Source organism: Gimesia chilikensis (assembly GCF_007744075.1).
GTDB lineage: Bacteria > Planctomycetota > Planctomycetia > Planctomycetales > Planctomycetaceae > Gimesia > Gimesia chilikensis_A.
Genome location: NZ_CP036266.1, coordinates 990,713 through 1,010,766, shown reverse-complemented (window position 1 = coordinate 1,010,766; position 20,054 = coordinate 990,713). Strand labels below are relative to the sequence as shown.

The following is a 20,054-nucleotide window of genomic DNA, read 5'->3' as shown; positions in this document are numbered from 1 at the left end:
ATACCATTCGAGTATCTGAAGTTTTAAAACATGTGAGACATAAAGGCGTGCGGCTGAAATTCAGCGCCCCGCCTCAGTCGACATACAGGAATCCGTTACTGCTGAGCAGGGCCTGGCAGAAGGTTGCCAGTGCCAGCTGTTCCGGAGTTTTGCCTGCACTGTTTTTCTTATCAAACTGAGGAATCTGTGAATCAATAAACGCAATCGACTGTTTAATTTCTTCGGCCGTCGGTTCTTTACCGTAGGCCAGCATCCAGGCCAGTTTGACCTGTTCCGCTTTATTGCCGGCCCGCTCTTTCTGCAGACGTTCTGCGAAGTACTCGGCATGTTCCACCATGAAGCCACTGTTCATCATCAACAGTGACTGTGGAGCCACGGTGGAGGAGGATCGTTTTTCACAGTTGGGTTCCATCTTGGGAGCATCGAACATATCCAGTACCGCCAGCGGTTTACTGCGGCTGACCGCGACATAGATGCTGCGGCGGAACTGGCGATCGTCCATCTTGATATTCTTACCCTGGCGACCGGCGGAATCGACATTGGAGATCCCAACCACGATCTGACCGACTTCGTCTTCTTTGACGGGAACCGGCGTACCATACAGGTCGTTCTTCAGTTTGCCTGTCACAGCAATGATGGAATCGCGAATCGTTTCTGCTTCGAGACGACGAACCGGCATATGACCGTAGAGCAGGTTGTCTGGGTCGACGACGTCATATTCGTCGGATCGTTGTGCACTCTGCATGTAAGCGGTGGAGGTCATCATCATCTTGTGCAGACGTTTAATTTTCCATCCGTTGGAAACGAAATCGTGAGCCAGCCAGTCTAGCAGTTCACTGTGCGTTGGCGGAATGCCCAGCTTGCCGAAGTCAGTTGGCGAAGCCACGATCCCTTTCCCGAAGTGATGCAGCCAGAGACGGTTCACAAACACACGGGCCGTCAGCGGATGCTCGCCGTTGGTGATGTACTTCGCGTAGGCCAGACGACGTCCCGTTGTGGGAATGTCTTTATTCTGAGCTGGAATTTCAACCTGCTGGTTCAGACTGGTTTTGACGACCGACAGGCCTGCAGGTTCCAGTTCATGTTTGGGTTGTTCGAAGTCACCCCGATTGAAGAAGAAGGTTTTGGGCACTTTCCCCGGGACTTCAGTGAGAACACGAATGAATTCTTCCTGCGGTTTTTTCTCACGGATCTTGGCCGCTTTGTCACTGTATTCCTTGAGAATCGCCGTGGTCTTCAGATCGTTAAACCGCTTGGCTTCATCTTTGAAGTGCTGTACCTGCGCGGCTCCTTCAGGATCGAAATCCTTCAGATTTGTTGTCGAAACCAGGAGGCCCGGGAACTCTTCGATAATTTTCTTCTCTTCTTCCGTCCGCTTCTTCGCGTCGGCTTTCTGTGCAGCTAAAGCCAGTGCTTTGCGGTCTTCCGGAATTTTGGCCAGCGTCTCTGTTTTGACTTTTTCGACCAGATCGCGAGCCAGTTCCTTGGATTTCTGAGTTGCTTTGCTGGACTGCTCATACAGAGTCCGGTCGTAGAGATACAACGAACCTGCAGAGAGACGGTTAATACGGGGATAGTCCTTCAGCAGGGCCACCTGCTCCTTGGTCCGTTCTTTACCGGCCGTTTTATAAGCTTTCCGGGCGGCTTCCCGCTTCTCTTCAGGCACCTCCAGCAGTTCACGCTCGAGAGTACGGTCGATAAACTTGTTGACCAGTTCGGTACGTTCCGCGAGGACTTTCTGGGCTTCTTTTTCCAGCTCGTTCGCTTTCTGGCGATCGGCGTCCGACATGATCGAAATCCGACGTCCGGCAGGTGTCCGCCAGTTTTTCCAGTCCAGCGCTGGTTCGAAAATGGCACGGAAGCGATAATAGTCGTTCTGTGGAATCGGGTCGTATTTGTGATCGTGGCACTGGGCACACGCGACGGTCATTCCCAGGATGGAAGACGAAACAATGTCCACGGTGTCTGTCACAACCTGGTTTTTCGCGACTTCCTTTTCAGCAGGGTTGCTGCCGGTGCCATCCGGGGCCATACGCAGAAAACCCGTGGCGACCAGCTTCTGCATGTCTTCCGGACTCAACTTGTGATAAGGCGGCTTGACCATTTCATCGCCGGCCAGTTGTTCCTGCAGGAATTGATCGTAAGGCTTATCTTCGTTGAACGACTTGATGACGTAATCACGGTAGCGGAAAGCCCAGGGGCGTTCCTGATCTTTGTTGTTGTAGCCTTCGGAGTCAGCATACCCGGCGACATCCAGCCAGTGACGTCCCCAGCGTTCTCCGTAATGCGGCGAAGCGAGCAGACGGTCGATCAGTTTTTCATAGGCGTCCGGACTCTTGTCATCCAGAAACTGCTTCAGTTCTTCCGGAGTGGGAGGCAGGCCAATCAGATCGTAAAACGCACGTCGTGCCAGCGATGCTTTGGCTGCTTCCGCTGTAAAGGTCAGATCTTTTTCTTCCAGTTTGGACAGCAGGAACGCGTCGATTGGCTGGCGGACCAGTTTGGGTTGTTTCACCTGTGGTACGGGAGGATTTTTAACAGGCTGGAATGACCAGAAAGCCAGATCGTCGGGAGCAATATAATCATCGCCGATTTTTTCCGGTTCGGGACGCAGCGTATGCGCGCCCTGATCGATCCACTGTTTGAGAATCGCGAGTTCCTCATCAGGCATGTGCTTGCCTTCGGGAGGCATCTCTTTGGCTTCGATGCGGGCGATCAGTTCACTCTCGCCACTCTTGCCCGGCACGATGGAGGGACCGCTGTCGCCCCCTTTGACCATGAACCGCTTGAGACGGAGATCGAGACTGCCTTCCATCTCGCCATTTTCGCCATGGCAGTGCAGACAGTGGACTTTGAGAATCTTGCGCACATCGTTCTCAAAGGAGAGCGTATCCGTTTTTTTCTCAGACTCAGCGGCCTGAGTTGAAGTCAGACAGACGGATGCAGAAAACAGAGACGCCAGGAAAAGTCGACCGATCATAGAAGAAGACTCTCATGGTAAGGTTTATGGTGAGGGCTACCCGGCGGAACCAGGCAGTCTAAATGGAGGGCTCATGAGCAGCTCAAAGTCGAATAATAACTAAAAGTTGCTTATATATTATGGTATCGGTTTTACCCCGAAGTGCAAGAGAGGATTTTCAAACGGGTTGGATTAATCAGAAACGGTAAAAAGGTCCGGGTTACATAAAAAAGAGCGGTTTGGTGACCTTTGACAGCACGCAAACCGCTCATCTATTCGTAAAGTATTATTTTAAATACACTTATACAATCAACTAGCCAGTCACCAGTTTTTCCATGAATTCCCCTTCGTTCAGCGTGGGGCGTTCCGGACTTCCCTTGTGGCGATATTCCAGCTTCATGTTACTCAGACCGAGCAGGTGATAAATACTGGTGTGAATGTCTTTCACATGCATCCGGTCTTCGACGGCATAGAGGCCCAATTCGTCGGTCCCGCCGATCGTCTGGCCCCCTTTCACACCGCCACCAGCCATGAACATGGTAAAGCCGGTCGGGTTATGATCGCGGCCATCCCCTTTTTCACTCATCGGGGTTCGACCAAATTCTCCGCCCCAGACGACGAGAGTCGAATCGAGCAGACCACGCTGCTTGAGGTCTTTGAGCAAGCCGGCAACACATTTATCCATGCCGCGACAGAGTGCCGAATGACGTTTTTCAATACCGGAGTGTGAATCCCACTTACTACCAGCACCATTGTAGAGCTGCACGAAGCGGACGCCGCGTTCGACCAGGCGGCGGGCCAGCAGACAGTTGGTGCCGTAGACCTGGGTCTCTTTCTCGTCCATCCCGTACATTTCCCGGGTCGCCTGGGTTTCCTGAGTCAGGTCGACAGCTTCGGGAGCAGCAGCCTGCATGCGGAACGCCAGCTCGTAGGATTCAATTCGAGCATCCAGTTCAGACTGCTGTTTGCGGGACGCAGCATGCCGCTCATTCAGCTTGGCAAGCAGATCCAGTTTGCCTGATTCCTGGGTGACAAACACATCATCGGGACGATACAGATTGGAGATAGGTTCCTTACCTGTATTCAAGCGGGTTCCCTGGTACACGGCGGGAATGAAAGCCGTTCCCCAGTTACGCGGACCATTGACTACCGTGCCGTTGTTATCCTGAATAACGACGAAGGCGGGCAGACTTTCGTTTTCGGTTCCCAGTCCATAAGTCACCCAACTGCCGAGTGAAGGACGCCCGGCGAGCGGGATGCAGGTATTCATCTGGCAGACACCACCGGCGTGGTTAATCCCGTTAGTCCAGCAGCCGCGTACGACAGCGATGTCATCGACACAGGTTGCGATATTCGGCAACCAGTCGGAAACCCAGGTACCGGCTTCGCCGTGCTGTTTCCATTTGCGTTTGGATGCCAGCAGGGGAGCGTTGATTTCGCCCATCGCGGTAATCGGCTTTTCGAAACTGTCGGGCAGCGGTTTGCCAGCCAGCTTCTGCAGTGCCGGCTTGGGATCGAACATGTCGATGTGGCTGGGGCCCCCTTCCATGAACAGGAAGATTACACTCTTCGCGGTTGCCGGGAAGTGCGTCTGCTTGGCTGACAGAGGTGAAAATGATTGCGTAGGCTTCTTTGGTTTCGTCTTTGCAGCTGCTTCGGCCTGCTGTGCGAGCATGGCGTTCAAAGCGATCCCACCGAAGCCGGCTCCAGCCTGCATGAGGAGCTGACGACGATTGACGACAGTATTGATATCCTGATATTGATTCATGAGATTATCTTTCCGCAAAAGCGTTTAATGGTCACGGGTGTTTGATGGCGTTTCTGCTTGATCCTTAATCGAGATACAGAAATCCGTTGGAGTTCAACATCACGTGACACAAGTCAACGAGGGCCTGCTGTCGTGCATCAGCGCCTCCCGAACCAGCGGGAGCAGACAGATGCAGACGATCAGCCAGACTGTTTTTCAGCAGTCCCTGCTGTGTATTAAACTGCCAGAAACCGACCACGGACTCGGGCCGCTGTTCCGGCTTATTAATCAAAAGTTCTTCCGGGGTCAGTGCTGCACGAGATAGCCGGACATTGTCGAGCATCCCGTTCCAGCGACTGCCGGAGGTTTTCTCGCGACCGCCCAGAATAAAATCATGCCCCGGACGATAGTCGCCGACGACCTTGTGTTTTACTGCAGCTGTCTGCACAGGTTCCTGCGAGTCAAGGGCTTTCACATAGAAGTGAATGCCGGACTCTCCGGTCTCTGAAATATCGACGGTTGCGGCGACGTAATAGGGCTTATTGAGTTCCAGGTGGATGTTGGAAGGCACAACTTCGTAAGTCAGTTTGCCTTCCTTGTTCTTACCGACTAACTGCAGAATCAGATTCCGCGGCTTGTAAGCAGACTTCTGACTGGTGACTCCCAGAGACCAGCCCTGCTGTTTATTATTACCGGTCCAGTGAGAGGCGATCGTATTGACGGCGGCGTTCTCATAGATGGAATCCAGTTTGACCGTTGCTTCGATTGTGAAATCTTCATCGGGCAACGCATGGGCTGGAGACAGGTGCAGATCATTCAGCGTCGAGCCTTTACCCAGCTTGACTGCTTCCGCATCGGTCTGCGTGATCTGACCAACGTAGGTCTGCTGTTGAGATTCGGCTGCAGCTGCTACGCGTTTTTCCTGTGATTTGAGGAAGCCAAGCATAAGATCAATTTCCGCCGGTTCCGGTTTCTTGCCGTATGTCTTCTGATGCAGGAACGAAACCAGTTCCCGGTCATCTTTAAATGATTCCGACTTGACTGTGCGGGCCATGGCTTTGGCACGCGACAGGAACCATTTTCCGTTGAGCATCAACAGAGCCTGGTTTGCGGTCGTGGTGACATCCCGCTTGGCAGTACTCTGAATGCCGCCCGGCAGGTCGAACGCCCCGAGGACTTCATCCTGCTTATTCCGCTTCATGATGGTGTAGACACTGCGTCGCGGCTGGCTGGCACTGACACTGGGGCCGCCCAGTTTTGTATCCAGTTCACCTGAAATCAGCAGTGCCGCATCGCGAATGTCTTCCGCATTCAGGCGACGGATATTTCCCCGCCAGTACAGACGGTTCTGGGGATCTTTCAACTCAGCCGGTCCCGGATTGGGATGAAAGGCCGACAGACGGTAGGTCTTCGAATTCATGATCAACCGGTGCAGACTCTTGATACTCCAGTTATTTTCTACGAAATAGGAGGTCAACCAGTCGAGCAACTCGGGATGAGTCGGTGCTTCTCCCATGTGACCGAAGTCGTTGGAAGTCGCGACCAGGCCGGTACCGAAATGGTACTGCCAGACCCGGTTGGTCATCACACGGGTTGTGAGCCGGTTATTGGGATCGACCATCCAGTTCGCCAGTGCAGTACGTCGCCCTGAAGAATGCGGGGCGGTTGAAATCTGCATAATCTCGGCTTCTCCCGGCTTAAGCAGCGAGAGGAATCCGGGATCGATGGGCGTATGGCTTGGATCATCGGGAATCGTGGTCACCGGTGGTGCACCGGGCGCGTCAGTAACACTCATACCGGTTGGCAGCGGTTTGGGCTTCAGATCATCGAAGGCCGCCAGCTGCTTGAGCAGTTCGTTGTATTTCTTGCCGTCATCCTTGTCGCTCTTCTTCAGAGAAGCCAGCGCCCGGCTTTCCTGAATGTCGACCTGTCGCTGAATGAGATCGGCCAGCTGGTGTTCCAGCGCGGTCCACTCTCCTTGCGGCTTAGCCATAATTTCCTGGAGGTCGGGCGGGAACATCTTAATCTGATTCGCAGCGGCCCGCTCCAGCTTACTTTTGGTGAGCTCATCAATTTGAGCGCGAATATCAGCGGTTTTCTTTTCCCAGACTTCAAGTTTTTGATTGTATTCTGCCTGCTCCTGTGGAGTCGCAAAAGGAACGTCATCGCGGGGCATCAGCGGAGCAAAGAAGGCCCGCAGGCGATAATAGTCCTGGTTGGGAATCGGATCGAACTTATGATCGTGGCAGCGGGCACAACCCATGCTGACGCCCAGGAACACATCCCCGGTAGCATCGGTGATATTATCCAGAATGTCATTCCACTGAGTACGAGAATCACGCTGGTTGTACTCGTAGAGGTAGTGTCTCAGGAAGCCGGTGGCTGCCAGAGCATTGGGATCTTCGGGAGCGATTTCATCGCCGGCCAATTGTTCCTTGACGAAGCGGGAGTAAGGCTTGTCTGAATTGAATGACTCAATGACATAGTCCCGGTAACGCCAGATTTCCGGTCGGAATGCATCCTGGTTGAAACCATCCGATTCCGCATAGCGGACAACGTCCAGCCAGTGACGGGCCCACTTTTCGCCGTAGTGCGGGCTTTCCAGCAGCTCGTCAATCAGACGTGGCCAGGCATCGGGAGAGGGATCATTCACAAAAGCGTTGATTTGCTCGACGGTGGGAGGCAGTCCCAGCAGGTCGAAGTAGGCACGCCGAATCAGTGCCGTCCGGCTCGCTTCATCCGCGGGAGTGAGACCTTCTTTTTTCAGACGGCGATAGACGAATGCATCGACGGGGTTCTTTGACCACTGTGCCTGATCCACTTGGGGAACCTTGGGCTCCTCGACCGGCTGGAAGACCCAGAAGCTGCGATCTTCTTCGGTGAAGAAGGTTTCATTTTTCCGCTGTTTGATAACATGATCTTCGTGCTGTGGCCAGAATGCGCCTTCATCCACCCAGCGAGTCAGCACGGCAATCTCTTTATCAGAGAGCTTCTTCTCGGGTGGCATTTCGTATGATTCGTATTTGACAGCCTCGATCAGCAGACTTTCGGACGATTTTCCGGGCACGACCGAAGCAGAACCGCTCTCTCCCCCCTGCAGCATTGCTTTGAGAGAGTCCAGCCGCAGTTCACCTTTCTGCTTCTTTTCGCCATGGCATTCCAGGCAGTGTTTAATCAGCAGGGGGCGTACATTTTTCTCGAAGAACTTCAACTGCTGATGCGCATCAGCGGCGTTCGGAGTTTGAGCTTTATCGGCTGCGTGGACCGCAGGGACCGAGATTAACAGCAATAGACTAACAGCAAGGAGTCTCATGAATTTAGTCTCTTTCATTTAGCGACGCTGAAAATAAAAGGGTATCTATCTTCTGAACGTACTCGAATTTATTGTTATGCAGTAATGCAGTTATTTTTCAGTGGTATGTTTCAACGGAGGGAACCCGGCAATAAAGACCGGATCGACAATGTCCTGGTTGTCGAGGGCATCCTGGAGGAAGATTCCGTCGACAGTCTGGCCTTCCGGGACTCCCAGGTCGGACAGATCAATGCCTACAGCCAGAGCTTTCGCGCCGACCACATGCCAGTTACCACCATTGCCGATGGCTGATTCCAGTTCGCTGATCGATTGAATTGCATCCTGCTGATTCTTGTTCTTCTGCTGGAAAATATGCAGCCAGAATTTCTCGAGCAGCTGTGCTTCCGGAGAAGCCAGATCGATATCAAACTGTTCAACTTTGTGTGTTTTCAGTTTTGAGGAAAAGGGGAGCGGAGTGACATAAAAGGCATCGCCAGTAGTGCTATGCACGATGACCTGCAGATCGAACAGCACGATATCCGGACCGGCGTCGTTGACGATCGGCTGATGGAAACGGACTGCCATACCTGGTGTATTTGGTTGACTGGGATCGTTGACCGGATTCATCACCGGCGGAGTTGTCAGGGGGCTGGTAGACCCACCCGGATTGACAACGCCTGTCAACAGACAGTGGTCCTGATCGAGCAGATGACGACGGAGTGTTTCTGAATTGTCGTCCTTACCCGGGTCGACACCGTCATTCCGCGTCAGGAAAGATTTCCCGGTGTAGTGTGTCAGCTCGACGCCAATCAGGTCTTCGATTTCGTATTGGTATTGTTTTCCGCCACGCTGCACAGTCACGCATTTCAGGTCCTGGGCGCGGTTGCTGGGGCCCTTGGATGTCGTATAAGTTACGATCCGGTCGGGCAGCTGGGAAACGTACTGGCTCTTGTCGAAGGGAATTTCGTCTACGACCAGACCGTTGTTGGTAGTCAGCCGCTGCGCCATGCCCCGGGTCAGACGCTTGGGGGGTAGATCACAGGACGGATCCAGCTTGACGGGACGAACATCGGTTTCGCCTTCAATCACCTGCACGTCGGTGATACCTGCTTCTGAAACATTCACCGAGAAGCGGGTGCCGTAATCGACAACGTTGGAGAGCGGGGTTTCGACGGTAAAGCCTTCTGCACCATCGGGTGCATAAACCGAACAGGCACCGTAGCGTACCGCCAGATGCTCGCAGCCCTGGCTCTCAAAAACGGCAGGACCGGTTAAAATCACTTCCGCACCATTGGCAAAAATCAGCTGCAGCTGACCGGCCGAAATCGCATATTCCTGACCTTCCTCGATCGGGGAACCGACTTTCAGCAGCGGTGCACCTTCTGCAAAACGGACTGCTGCGGTCTGGGTAACTTTCGCGAGCGGTGATTCGTCAAGAGCGGGAATAGCGGGCCCCACCTGACTAAGCAGAGCGGGTGCCTGTGGCTGACTCAGAGCGACGAAACTGACGATGACTGTCACACAGATCAATGCGCTCATCAGTAACAGAACCTGGGACGTTTTCCAGACATTCTCGGGCAGTGTATTTGTCTGACTGGCGGGAGAAATATGCGGTTGAAATTCAAATTCCGCGTCTGTCTGTTCGTCGTGCAGACGATCGAGATTCAGGTGCAGCTCCAGATAGTTGAAATACTTTTCCCGGGCATCGGCATCGGTAGCCAGAATCTCTTCAAGCTGCTGATGCTGCTCGGGCGTGATGCTTTCATTGCACAGTGCACCAAACAGCTCATACAGGATTTCGTTATGCTGATTGTTCTGGCTCATTTTCCCTCTCCTGTATATGACAACGTGCGTTCAATACAGTGAGTTAACTGACGGCGGATCTGATTCAGCCTGTTATATAACGTCTGAATGGCTGCTCCTGCGGCGTCCGCCAGTTCCTTGACAGGAGTCTGCTCACGATAGACCTGATTAATCAGTTCCCGGTCTTTATCTTTTAATTTCTTGATACATTCCTGCAGCGTGCTGGCTCGCTGATCGAGTTTCAGCTGAGGGATCCCGGCCCGTTCGTCGGCAAGCTGTTCAATCACATCTTCCCGGAACTGCAGTCGTTTGCGTTGTGCCACCCTGATGAAGTTCTTGACCTCATAAAAGGCGACGCCACAGGCCCAGGAAAAAAAACTGCTCGACTCATCGTATTCGGGGAACTTCTTCCAGAGGATCAGACTGGTCCGCTGAAAAACGTCCTCAGCATCATCCCTGTGAGGCAGCAGAGAAAAAATATACGAATAGATCTGGTTCCGATGCTGGGTAAATACATGCAAAAATTTCACATGCAAATCGTCGGAGATGTCAGTCGGGTGCTGTTCATTATCCATCGGAACGATTTCATTCATATTGTTGAATAATACGATACTGATTCGCGACCCGCTTTTCAAAAAGAAAGTCGCCTTATTAAGCTATCGTACACATAAAGAGCGACTTACCCCATCAATTGGGCAATTTTGATATAGATCGGAATCTTTCGAGGCTCAAACCTCGAACCTGCACACCCGGCCACTTCTCCAGCCGGCAAAATATGAGATATTTGTCATATTTCAAAAAATATTCCGGTAAATCAACGTATTTACATACGAGTGCTTTACTGGGGCTCCTTGTCTGATTTCTATTGCGACAAGGTCAGGTGAAGCCTTTCTATTTCGCCCCTCTTACGTACTGCGTTTCTCTGGACTCATCATTTTTTACTTGCTCCAGCTGAACAAATTATTTCCTCATAACCAGTTAAGAAAACAGGAACGACTCAATGAAGAATGTAAGTCGCTCAAATCGCCAGCGGGGTTTTACCCTGATCGAACTGCTGGTGGTCATCGCTATTATTGCTATTTTAATCGCTCTGCTGTTACCAGCTGTACAGCAGGCTCGCGAAGCAGCCCGTCGCAGTACCTGCAAAAATAATCTGAAACAGATCGGGCTGGCCATGCACAACTACCACGAAACCTTCGGAATGTTTCCCCCGGGTTACGTGGAAGAGATCCTGAACACCAATGGCGGCCATGTCGCCGACAATGAAGGTCACTGGGCCTGGAACGCTCTGCTGCTGCCTTATCTCGATCAGGCACCACTGTTTAACCAGCTCAACGTTGGTACCGTTCCTGTTTCGACCATGCTGAATAATGCCACGGTCCGCGGCTCCATGCAGAAAACATTGCCCGTATTTCGCTGCCCTTCCGATACTGGCCCACAGATTCATGTCGAAGCCGGCCGCCGGATCATGGCCACTGGTGGATCTGAATACGGTCTGGCCGTCACGAACTACATTGCGTCCAACAACTCATATGGTTTGAAGAAAGACGCCGGTACCGATCCGACCAACTACGCCAACGGTGCGTTTTATCGGAACAGTAACGTACGGATGCGCGACCTGACCGACGGAAGCAGCAATGTGATTCTGGCTGGGGAACGGGCCTACAAGCTGGGTTCGAATAATGCGTTTGCGGGTGCCCTGTATGCTGCCCGTGACTACAACGCCACTGGTCCTGCCATCAGTTCTGCCGGTTCCAGTTCCAACCAGGGACTGATCTCCATCTTTGGTGGTGGCGCCGCTCCCATCAACGCGAATGCATCAACAGGACAGGGTCGTATCGCATTCAGCAGTAAGCACGTTGGTGGAGCACACTTCCTGTTTGGCGATGGTCGCGTTGCTTTCCTGAGCGAGAACATCGATCACCGTGCCGCCTCCATTCCAGCCGACAGTACGTTCGAATATCTGATCGGCATCAATGACGGTAACGTCGTCGGTGAGTTCTAAACGACGCGGTCGTCCAGAGTGAATCTGTTTTCTTGAGAGACAAGCGGCCAATGCTGCTGCTTGTCTCTCTCTTATTACGGATTACGCCTCTCTGCGCTGGGTTGAGATTCCACAAGCCCTGCTCTAAGATCGTCCTTTGCTTTTTCCCATACTTACACGGCGAATTGTCGCCGAAACGCGCTCAGGAGATGATGAATGAAATCAACAGGTAAACCAACCTGGTTCTTATTGTTGTGTGCCCTTTGTCTGCCGCTGGTCGGCTGTGGTGGTGCCCCGACTGACCAGCCCGACCTGGGAACCGTCACCGGTACGATCACAATGAATGGTGAACCACTGACCGACGTGATGGTGGTATTCAGCCCCGAAAATGGTCGGTCTTCCATGGGAGTAACCGACGCCGAAGGTAACTACGAACTGGAATACGTAGGCGATACCAAGGGAGCCAAGATCGGTCAACACAAGGTGAGCATCACCACGGCCCAGACCGACAGCGCTTCTGAAGAATCCGGCGGCGAAGAGAGTGGCGCCCCGGCGAAAGAAACGATTCCTCCCATGTACAATTCGCAAACCACTCTGACCGAAGAGGTCAAACCGGGGGAAAACATCATCAACTTTACGCTCAGCACTGAATAATTCCACCCGCTGACCACAAAACATCAACGCCCCTGAATTCCATGGAATCAGGGGCGTTTTTTATGGTCTTTCGGAGTTGTCTTCTCAGTTTTCGAGTGACAACAGATAAGCGATCAGATCAGCCATTTCCTGAGTCTGAATCTTTTTCTCAAAGCCTTCTGGCATCAGTGACTTGCCGGAACTTTTGATCTCATCGATATTCTCTCGCAGGATGGTGACCTTTTTATTCTCCGCCTTCTTGAGCGTAATGCTGGAGGGCGTTTCATTCACAATGATTCCCGTTTCAATCAGCCCCTCATCGGTTACCACCACAAATTCCAGGTAATTGGGAGAGACCTCTTTATTGGGGTCGAGCACATGCACCAGAATTTCGGAAGCGGTCCGGTTTTTAATGGTCTCCAGGTTCGGGCCGACTTCGTAGCCTTCCTGCCCCAGTCGGTGACAGGTCAGGCATTCACGTTTAAAGATTCGCTTGCCAGCTGAGAGATCTGTCTTCGCTGACAACGCAGGCTGATAGGCGGCGATAATCTCCCGACGCGGTCCGAGCACCTCACCGGCAAATAACTTTTTTGCCTGCTTCTGAATTTCCGGATTCGTACTCTTCATCAGAATATCGCGCCGGACTTGCGGAATCTGACTCAAGGAAACCGTGCGATTCTCGAGTGCAGAGAACAGTTGCAGAATCCAGTCCTGCCTTCTGAGCAGACGGTCCACTATTTCTCTTCTGATCGCGGGAGTCAATGAGGGATATTTTTCCAGCAGCAGATCCGCGACCCGGGGATCGGCAAAACTGGTGAGTGCGACCACCACCGCAGACTGCAGTTCCTGTGTTTCGCGCGCATCGAGCAATGGCAGCAGGGCTGACTGTGCAGTAGCCAGATCGGTGCAACTCAGGAGGTCGATAGATCCCAGCCGTCTGGCAGAGGTTTCCCGCCGATCAGCTGCGGTTTTCTTCGCCTGTGAGATCTGCGTGCGGATCAGGCGAGCAGCATCCGTATTCTCGTTGGTGGCATACAGCAACAGTGATTTACCACTGCGCTTGAGCCCCTCTCCCAGCCCACGCAGGAGCTCAGTCTGCACCGCAGCCGTCTGCCGGGGTTTATCAGGGTAATCATAGCGGGCTGCCAGTTCGAGGATTCGTTCGACTTCTGCTGGCTGCTGTCGTGTCCCGATCACATTGGCCAGTTGGCTCAATAGAGGACGTGCCTGCGGGCTGGCTGCAAACTTGACATCTGAGAGCAGGCTGGCCAGGAAATCCGCCGTCGATTCGGACAACGAACTGAGCACCGCCGTTCGGATCCAGGGATCACCATAATCCTGGCGAACAATCGTATAGAGTGCTTTCGCCGCTTCCGGTCCTGTCACTTCTCCCAGGGTGAAAGCCGTCTGGAACCGGACGCGGGAATCGTCGTCTTTCGCCAGTGCAATGACTTTCTTTTTCAGTGCTGCACTCTGATTCAATTCCGGCTCCGCCAGCCTGACCCCGGCCCGCCTGATTTCCGGTTCACTGTCAGACAGGGCCTGCAGCAGCAGCTCTTCATCAAGTGCCTTGAGTCCCTGCAGAGACCAGAGTGCATGCAGCCGCGCCAGGGCAGACGGGCTCTGCTGGAAGAGTTGAACCAGCAGAGGGATCGCCCGGGGATCCTGACGTTCATAGATCAGTCGATGCGCGGTATCACGCCACCAGACATTCGGATTCTCCAGTTCAGCAATCAGTCGATTGATATCAGCTTCACCCAGTCGCGGTGGTTCCGGTTTCTGGAAACCATCCGGATATTTCGCAGGCAGCATCCGATAGATGCGGCCCCGGTCGCGTCCACTGGTGAGATCCAGATGTGCCTTGATATCCTCGGGCATCGACCAGGGATGCTCGATGTTCTCGCGATACATGTCGAGCACGTGCAGCGTCCCATCGGGTGCGTTCAGAAAGTTGACTGGCCGGAACCAGTTATCGGTCGACGCCAGGAATTCCACTTTTTCATGGGCGCGATCCGCTTTAAACGTAACCCCGTCCGGTGCGACCCGATACCGCATCACGAGATTGCCGGCCACCTCTCCGATAAAGGCATTGTTGTAATACTCGGACGGATAAGCGGCACCCCGATAGAAGGTAATCCCGGCAGCGGAAGTCACAAAACCGGTGGCATGCTTCTCACTGCTGGGTGAGCGAGAGTCCGGATCATTGGAGAGACGGCGGGCATTGATGATCCGCCAGGGTTCGGGAGGACTGACGCGATAGACGGCAATCGAATCGCCGGCATTGGCAACATCATTGATGGCCGAAGTCACCGGCAGATAACGATTCCGCTGCAAATACTTTGTCGGCAGAACGATGTGCATCAGCGGGTTGCGGATGTTACAGATGAACCGGTTGCCCCAGTCATCGAAAGTATTTCCGAAGCGGGCGCCTCCAGAGATCACTTCGAACGTTTCTGTATCTGCATCAAAGCGGAAATCCCGACGCCCCATGTTGATCGGATCACTCTTGGGAGCCCCTACGACCTGGATGACTCCGCCGTTACTCCCCCCTGCACCATAGATCTGATGATCGAGGCCCCACTTGAGGTTATTCATCACGGCCTGCACGTTGTACTTGCGAAAGCCGGTGAAGACTTTGCGTTTGATATCGGCTTTATGGTCGCCGTCAGTATCTTTGAAATACCAGATATCGGGAGTCGCTGAGACATAGACGCCCCCTTTCCAGAAGGCCAGACCGGTGGGCCAGGAGAGCCCCTCGGCAAAGATCGTCGAACGATCGAATTTGCCGTCCCCGTCGACATCTTCCAGCACACGCACTTTGCCGATCGGTGCTGACTTCTGCTCAGCCCAGGCTTCATCTTTCGATTTATCCGTGTAGGGATAATCATTCATCTCGATCACATACGCGAGTCCGTTCTCGTCATACTGCATCGCTACCGGATCGGTGACTAAAGGTTCCGCCGCCAGCAGTTCCATGCGAAAACCGTTGAGCAGGCGGAAGGTCTCTTCTGCTTTGTCCGGTGCGGTCGGTTCCAGGTGAGGCAGCTTTTCCGCCAGCGAATCATTTGGCATCGGACGATTCTCAGCGGAAGTGATGCGACCAGCGTTGATCGCTCCGATCGCGAGAATGGTTCCTGCAGTGAGAAGCAGAGTCGGTTTGCAGAGAATAGAACGCATCAGAAACCTCTCAACGGCTAAAGTGACATCCTGCAGTGCACAGAACATTAAGAAGGAAGGTTAATAAATTGTAGGCACAGGTCCTGCCTGATTACAAGCGAGCTCTTCTGGAACCCCGATTTTTGAGAACCGCGCATGAAAAAACTCTCTCCGCCGGCGGCGAAGAGAGTTGAGTTCGTGTAGCTGATACAGCGTTTAAACAGCAGGCTGTCCGGTGAAGTATTCCGGTTCCATGCCTTCTTTCCATTTGATGTTGCAGCCGATGCTGGGCTTCTGATTTTCGGTGACCGGATCTCCGGCGATCACGGCATCACAGGCCGCTTTGAGGTCGGCACCAGTCACGGGTTTGTCATTCCCGGGACGGCTGTCGTCGAACTGGCCACGGTAGACGAGTTTCTGTTCCTGATCGAACAGGAAGAAGTCGGGAGTACAGGCTGCTTTGTAGGCCTTGGCAACTTCCTGAGTCCCATCGTAGAGATAAGGGAAGTTATAGCCTGCGGATTTTGCTTCTTCGACCATCTTTTCCGGACTGTCATCAGGGTGAGTGGCCACATCGTTGGCACTGATGCCGACGACTGCCATGCCTTTCGCCATGTATTCATCAGCAAATGCAGCCAGTGCCTCGCGGAGGTGAATCACGAAGGGGCAGTGATTGCACATGAAGATGACCAGCAGGCCTTTGGAATCTTTAAAATCGCTGAGCGATACAGTCTGTCCGTCGACATTCTTCAGTGAAAAGTCGGGAGCCTGAGTTCCGAGGGGCAACATTGTTGAGGCAGTTTTGACCATGGTATGTTCTCCTTTCTCAATTGATCAGGAAGTATTACGCTATTCCTGAGCAGAAGTTTTTGATGCAAATTTTTCGATCAGGGGGGCGACCACCTGACGGGGTACGAAGTCCCTGAGTTTCTCTTCAGCCACATCACCGCCCAGCTGCGCGATCTGTTTGATCAGCGAACTGGAGATGTGCGTATATTTTTCACTGGCCATCAGGAAGACCGTTTCGATATCACCTGCCAGCGTGCGGTTAGCCAGCGACATCGTGAATTCTGCTTCCACATCGGTCAAGGTACGCAACCCGCGAAGCATGACGCCGCCGCCACACTCTTTTACGAAGTTGACAGCCAGCCCCTGGAAGCATTTGACTTCCACATTCGGACAGTTCTGGACAAGCAGTTCCAGCTGTTGTTGTCGTTCCTCGGGGGAAAACAGCGGACGTTTATCGGGGTTGATCCCGATGCCCACGGTGATCTTGTCGTAAATCACGGCGCCCCGTTCCACAATATCCAGATGACCCAGGGTTGGTGGATCAAAACTGCCGACATAAACAGCATGATGTGGATTGAGCGAACCTGTCACGACACTGCCTTTCCTCTCCGGGGGTGATCAATAACTCCTTTCATTGTAGCTGGATTCGCAATTGATCCAAACGGACAGCCTCCACTTTCTCTGATGAATCAACAGATTTGAATTCCAACCGCAGTCAGAATTGAAAATCAACTCGACACCTAGTGTAATAGGATCTGTAATTTCAAGTTCAGGCAAACCGGGAAAGCCGGGTTGCCTCTGCCATAGAATCTTCCCTGATCTGCCCGAGAGCATTTACCGAGATCATTTACCAGGAGTCTCCTGCCATGCGATTGTTACCTCGCCCATCAACCGTCTCGCTGTCCGTCTGGGCCGGCTTAATGCTGTGTCTCATCAATCCGCTGACCGCTGCACCTCAGACGCTGCAGGAAGTCTCTGAATTATTACAGGCTCCCGTCAGTCAGGCTAATCAGAAACAGGTGCTGGAATTTTTCAAAAAGAAATACCAGAAAGAAAAGGATCTCACCAAAGGGGACCAGAAGTATCTGATTCAGAAGACCGACGATGGTGGCGGCTACGCCGGCTGGTTCTTCAAATCACAGCCGGGTGACCAGGTCGTGATTTTCGCTGAGAAAGGCCGCTCATGGCCCATGATCGAGCTGGGAAACACCGGTTACTTTGCCCGGGTGGAACGTTTCCCGAACTTCTCCTCAGTCCATTATCGTTATGACGTTAACGGTGACCGTTTACCGGCCGGCAAAAACAGTCGCTTCGGGTTCGAAAGCTATGAATGGAAACCCGAAAGCGTGAAACAGCCCGGTATACCCGAGGGTAAGCTCACCAAGATGCCCGCCTTTGAAAGCCAGAAACATTATCCCGGCACCGTCCGTGACTGGTGGGTCTATGTGCCAGCTCAATACAAAGACTCACAGACTCCAGCCAAGCTGATCGTCTTCGCGGATGGCGGCGGATACTGTCACAATGACGGCAATGCGACCATCGTGCTGGACAACCTGATCCACGCGAAAAAAATTCCGGTGACCATTGCTGTCTTCATCAATCCGGGCGTCTTCCCTGCCGGCACGAAAGGGAAGCAGGAAGTCCGTAACCGCAGCAACGAATACGATACCTGTACCGCGCAGTATGCCACATTCCTCGATGAAGAAATGCTGCCCATCGTCCGCAAAGAATACCGGATCTCGGACAAGCCGGAAGATCATATTTTCTGTGGTGCCTCTTCCGGTGGAAGCTGTGCCTTCACGGCCGCCTGGCATCGGAATGACCTGTTCGGCAAAGTGATCTCATTTGTGGGTAGTTTCTGTGACTTCCGCGGAATCGACGATTACCCGTCCCGCGAGAAAAACACGCTGCCTCTCGACCAGTTTGGTCCCTGGAAAACCGCCCACGATTACCCGGGGCTGATCCGTAAACAGTATCCACAGAAGAAGATCAAAGTCTTTCTGCAGGACGGAGATAACGACCTGGACAATAAGCTGGGCAACTGGTTTTTGAACAATGAACGGATGGCAGCCGCGTTGGCTTACAGTGGCTACGAATACTGGTTCGTTGAAGGACATGGCATGCACAGCAGCCGGCACGGAAAAGCCGTTCTGCCGGAAGCACTGGTCTGGATCTGGCAGTCCGATTCAGAGAAATAGCGAGCACGGTTTCAAACGAGTTATTTCCCTCGAATCGTACCATTCGTTCACAATTTTGTTTGACGAACGAGAGACAGGTCGATAAATTTACTTCATTAAAAATTCAGTGGGGGATCTTCCGGTTGCGGGCTTCAGCGACAGGACCCTGGAGCCAGCGGCTGTTCCGTCTCCCCTGAATTTCAGGAAGTATTCAATTAAGATTTACGCTGACAGAAATGAGCTTAGCGTTCTACCCGGTGTGGAACAGTGTCTTCTGACTGAAGTTTCCAGAGATTGCTGCCTCAGAGTTACCTGCCTTGAACGTCATCACAGCCTGGATTGTGCGCTGGCTGGAACACAAGTGATTGTCTGTTAGTACTTTTACTGATTTCAAGGAGGATCGCTTATGACCGTCGAAACCTACTCTCAAAAAGCCAGGAAGCTATCAGAAAAGATTGAACAGACCATTGCCCTGAGAACCGGCAGTCAGGTTCAGTCGCTGAAAGTGGATATTCTGGGAGAGATCGTCGTGCTTTCGGGACGCACTGATTCCTTTTACCACAAACAGCTGGCAACCCATGCCGCACTGAGTGAAATCGATCAGTACGCCCTCACCAACAACATTCGCGTTGAATCCTGATCGAGGTCTGCTTTCCTGCAGGATTCAGGAAAGGTCTCACACCGTAATGGAATCTGAGCCAGCGACAGGATCAGGATGATCTCTCGCGGCTGATTCTCCGACTATCAACCAAAACGAAACCGTTCAGCCCTCTGACTGCTCACCGGCTGAGGTGGACTCGGTGCCCTCTTTGTTTCGGCTGCCGAACTGAAACTTCTTCTCTTCCCCCCGCATGATCCGTCCCAGGTTGCTGCGATGACGGATAATAATCAACAGGGGAACCGCGATACTGAATGCGGTCAGACTCCATTTTTCCCGCGTGAAGGTTGCACTTCCCAACTGCACAAACTGGGCGATACCAAACGCGAGTGCCGCCACAATCGAGCTGAGCGCCACGATCCGCGAGACAAAAAATGTCAGGGCAAATGCCCCGACAGCCGCCAGGGTTGACCAGGGACCCAGCACCAGAATCACGCCCAGACTGGTTGCCACTCCTTTGCCTCCGCGAAAGCCAAGCCAGACCGGAAACATGTGCCCGACGATCGTGGCAATGCCACTCAAAACGCGGGCATGATCGAAGTCGGGGGAATCCGGGCTGACAAACAGCGCGGGAATGAACAGGACCGGCAGCAATCCTTTCAATGCATCGAGCACCAGAACCACAATGCCCCATTTGGCGCCCAACGTGCGGGCCACGTTTGTCGCACCGATGTTTCCACTGCCGACCTTACGGATATCGGTGCCGGCTACCAGCCTGGCTGTCACCAGGCCAAAAGGAATGGAACCGGCCAGATAGGAGAGGACCGCGACAAAAAACCAGAAATAATCTGTAAACATCAGCAGAGGCGATTCGTATAATAAAGTCAGAGGCATGACGGGACGTTTTCTGTGCTCG

General features: G+C 53.0%; 13 protein-coding genes. 4 read left to right on the top strand and 9 right to left on the bottom strand.

What is annotated here, in order from left to right; genetic code table 11:
• Window positions 1-73: 73 nt before the first annotated feature.
• The 5 genes from HG66A1_RS03940 to HG66A1_RS03920 form a co-directional block, all read right to left on the bottom strand.
• Complete coding sequence (locus HG66A1_RS03940; protein ID WP_145180955.1) at window positions 74-2,980, bottom strand: PSD1 and planctomycete cytochrome C domain-containing protein; 2,907 nt, start codon at window positions 2,978-2,980, stop codon at window positions 74-76.
• A 292-nt stretch (window positions 2,981-3,272) separates the two neighbouring features.
• Window positions 3,273-4,727 carry a DUF1501 domain-containing protein gene (locus HG66A1_RS03935; RefSeq protein WP_145180954.1) on the bottom strand — a complete coding sequence of 485 codons (1,455 nt, stop codon included), beginning with the start codon at window positions 4,725-4,727 and terminating at the stop codon, window positions 3,273-3,275.
• Window positions 4,728-4,791: 64 nt separating this feature from the next.
• Window positions 4,792-8,019 carry a DUF1549 domain-containing protein gene (locus HG66A1_RS03930; protein ID WP_197996972.1) on the bottom strand — a complete coding sequence of 1,076 codons (3,228 nt, stop codon included), beginning with the start codon at window positions 8,017-8,019 and terminating at the stop codon, window positions 4,792-4,794.
• A gap of 90 nt (window positions 8,020-8,109) precedes the next feature.
• Window positions 8,110-9,822, bottom strand: coding sequence for a FecR domain-containing protein (locus tag HG66A1_RS03925; RefSeq protein WP_145180952.1), 1,713 nt, complete (start codon window positions 9,820-9,822; stop codon window positions 8,110-8,112).
• Window positions 9,819-10,376, bottom strand: a complete 558-nt coding sequence (locus HG66A1_RS03920; protein ID WP_187782046.1) for a sigma-70 family RNA polymerase sigma factor — start codon at window positions 10,374-10,376, stop codon at window positions 9,819-9,821. The genes HG66A1_RS03925 and HG66A1_RS03920 overlap by 4 nt, the downstream gene beginning before the upstream one ends.
• A 425-nt stretch (window positions 10,377-10,801) precedes the next feature.
• Here HG66A1_RS03920 and HG66A1_RS03915 point away from each other — a divergent pair, with 425 nt between their 5' ends.
• The gene (locus HG66A1_RS03915) at window positions 10,802-11,806 is read left to right on the top strand and encodes a DUF1559 domain-containing protein (protein ID WP_145180950.1); all 1,005 of its coding nucleotides are present in this window, start codon (window positions 10,802-10,804) and stop codon (window positions 11,804-11,806) included.
• 195 nt (window positions 11,807-12,001) lie between these two features.
• Window positions 12,002-12,439 carry a hypothetical protein gene (locus HG66A1_RS03910; RefSeq protein WP_145180949.1) on the top strand — a complete coding sequence of 146 codons (438 nt, stop codon included), beginning with the start codon at window positions 12,002-12,004 and terminating at the stop codon, window positions 12,437-12,439.
• An 84-nt stretch (window positions 12,440-12,523) separates the two neighbouring features.
• Here the strand turns inward: HG66A1_RS03910 and HG66A1_RS03905 are convergent, their stop codons facing one another.
• The 3 genes from HG66A1_RS03905 to coaD form a co-directional block, all read right to left on the bottom strand.
• Window positions 12,524-15,595 carry a PVC-type heme-binding CxxCH protein gene (locus HG66A1_RS03905; RefSeq protein ID WP_197996971.1) on the bottom strand — a complete coding sequence of 1,024 codons (3,072 nt, stop codon included), beginning with the start codon at window positions 15,593-15,595 and terminating at the stop codon, window positions 12,524-12,526.
• A 195-nt stretch (window positions 15,596-15,790) separates the two neighbouring features.
• Window positions 15,791-16,384 (bottom strand): thioredoxin family protein, encoded by a 594-nt coding sequence (locus HG66A1_RS03900; protein WP_145180947.1) that lies wholly within the window; start codon window positions 16,382-16,384, stop codon window positions 15,791-15,793.
• Window positions 16,385-16,423: 39 nt separating this feature from the next.
• Window positions 16,424-16,954, bottom strand: coding sequence for a pantetheine-phosphate adenylyltransferase (gene coaD, locus HG66A1_RS03895; RefSeq protein ID WP_145180946.1), 531 nt, complete (start codon window positions 16,952-16,954; stop codon window positions 16,424-16,426).
• Between the two features lie 275 nt (window positions 16,955-17,229).
• On the opposite strand from coaD, the gene HG66A1_RS03890 reads away from it, so the two are divergent.
• Both HG66A1_RS03890 and HG66A1_RS03885 read left to right on the top strand, forming a co-directional pair.
• A complete protein-coding gene (locus HG66A1_RS03890; protein WP_145180945.1) occupies window positions 17,230-18,561 on the top strand; it encodes an alpha/beta hydrolase in 1,332 nt (443 codons plus the stop codon).
• A gap of 385 nt (window positions 18,562-18,946) precedes the next feature.
• Complete coding sequence (locus tag HG66A1_RS03885) at window positions 18,947-19,180, top strand: BON domain-containing protein (RefSeq protein ID WP_145036790.1); 234 nt, start codon at window positions 18,947-18,949, stop codon at window positions 19,178-19,180.
• Between the two features lie 123 nt (window positions 19,181-19,303).
• On the opposite strand, the gene plsY is transcribed toward HG66A1_RS03885, so the two are convergent.
• Window positions 19,304-19,996: a glycerol-3-phosphate 1-O-acyltransferase PlsY gene (plsY, locus tag HG66A1_RS03880; RefSeq protein ID WP_145193679.1), complete on the bottom strand. Its 693-nt coding sequence runs from the start codon at window positions 19,994-19,996 to the stop codon at window positions 19,304-19,306.
• Between the last annotated feature and the right edge of the window lie 58 nt (window positions 19,997-20,054).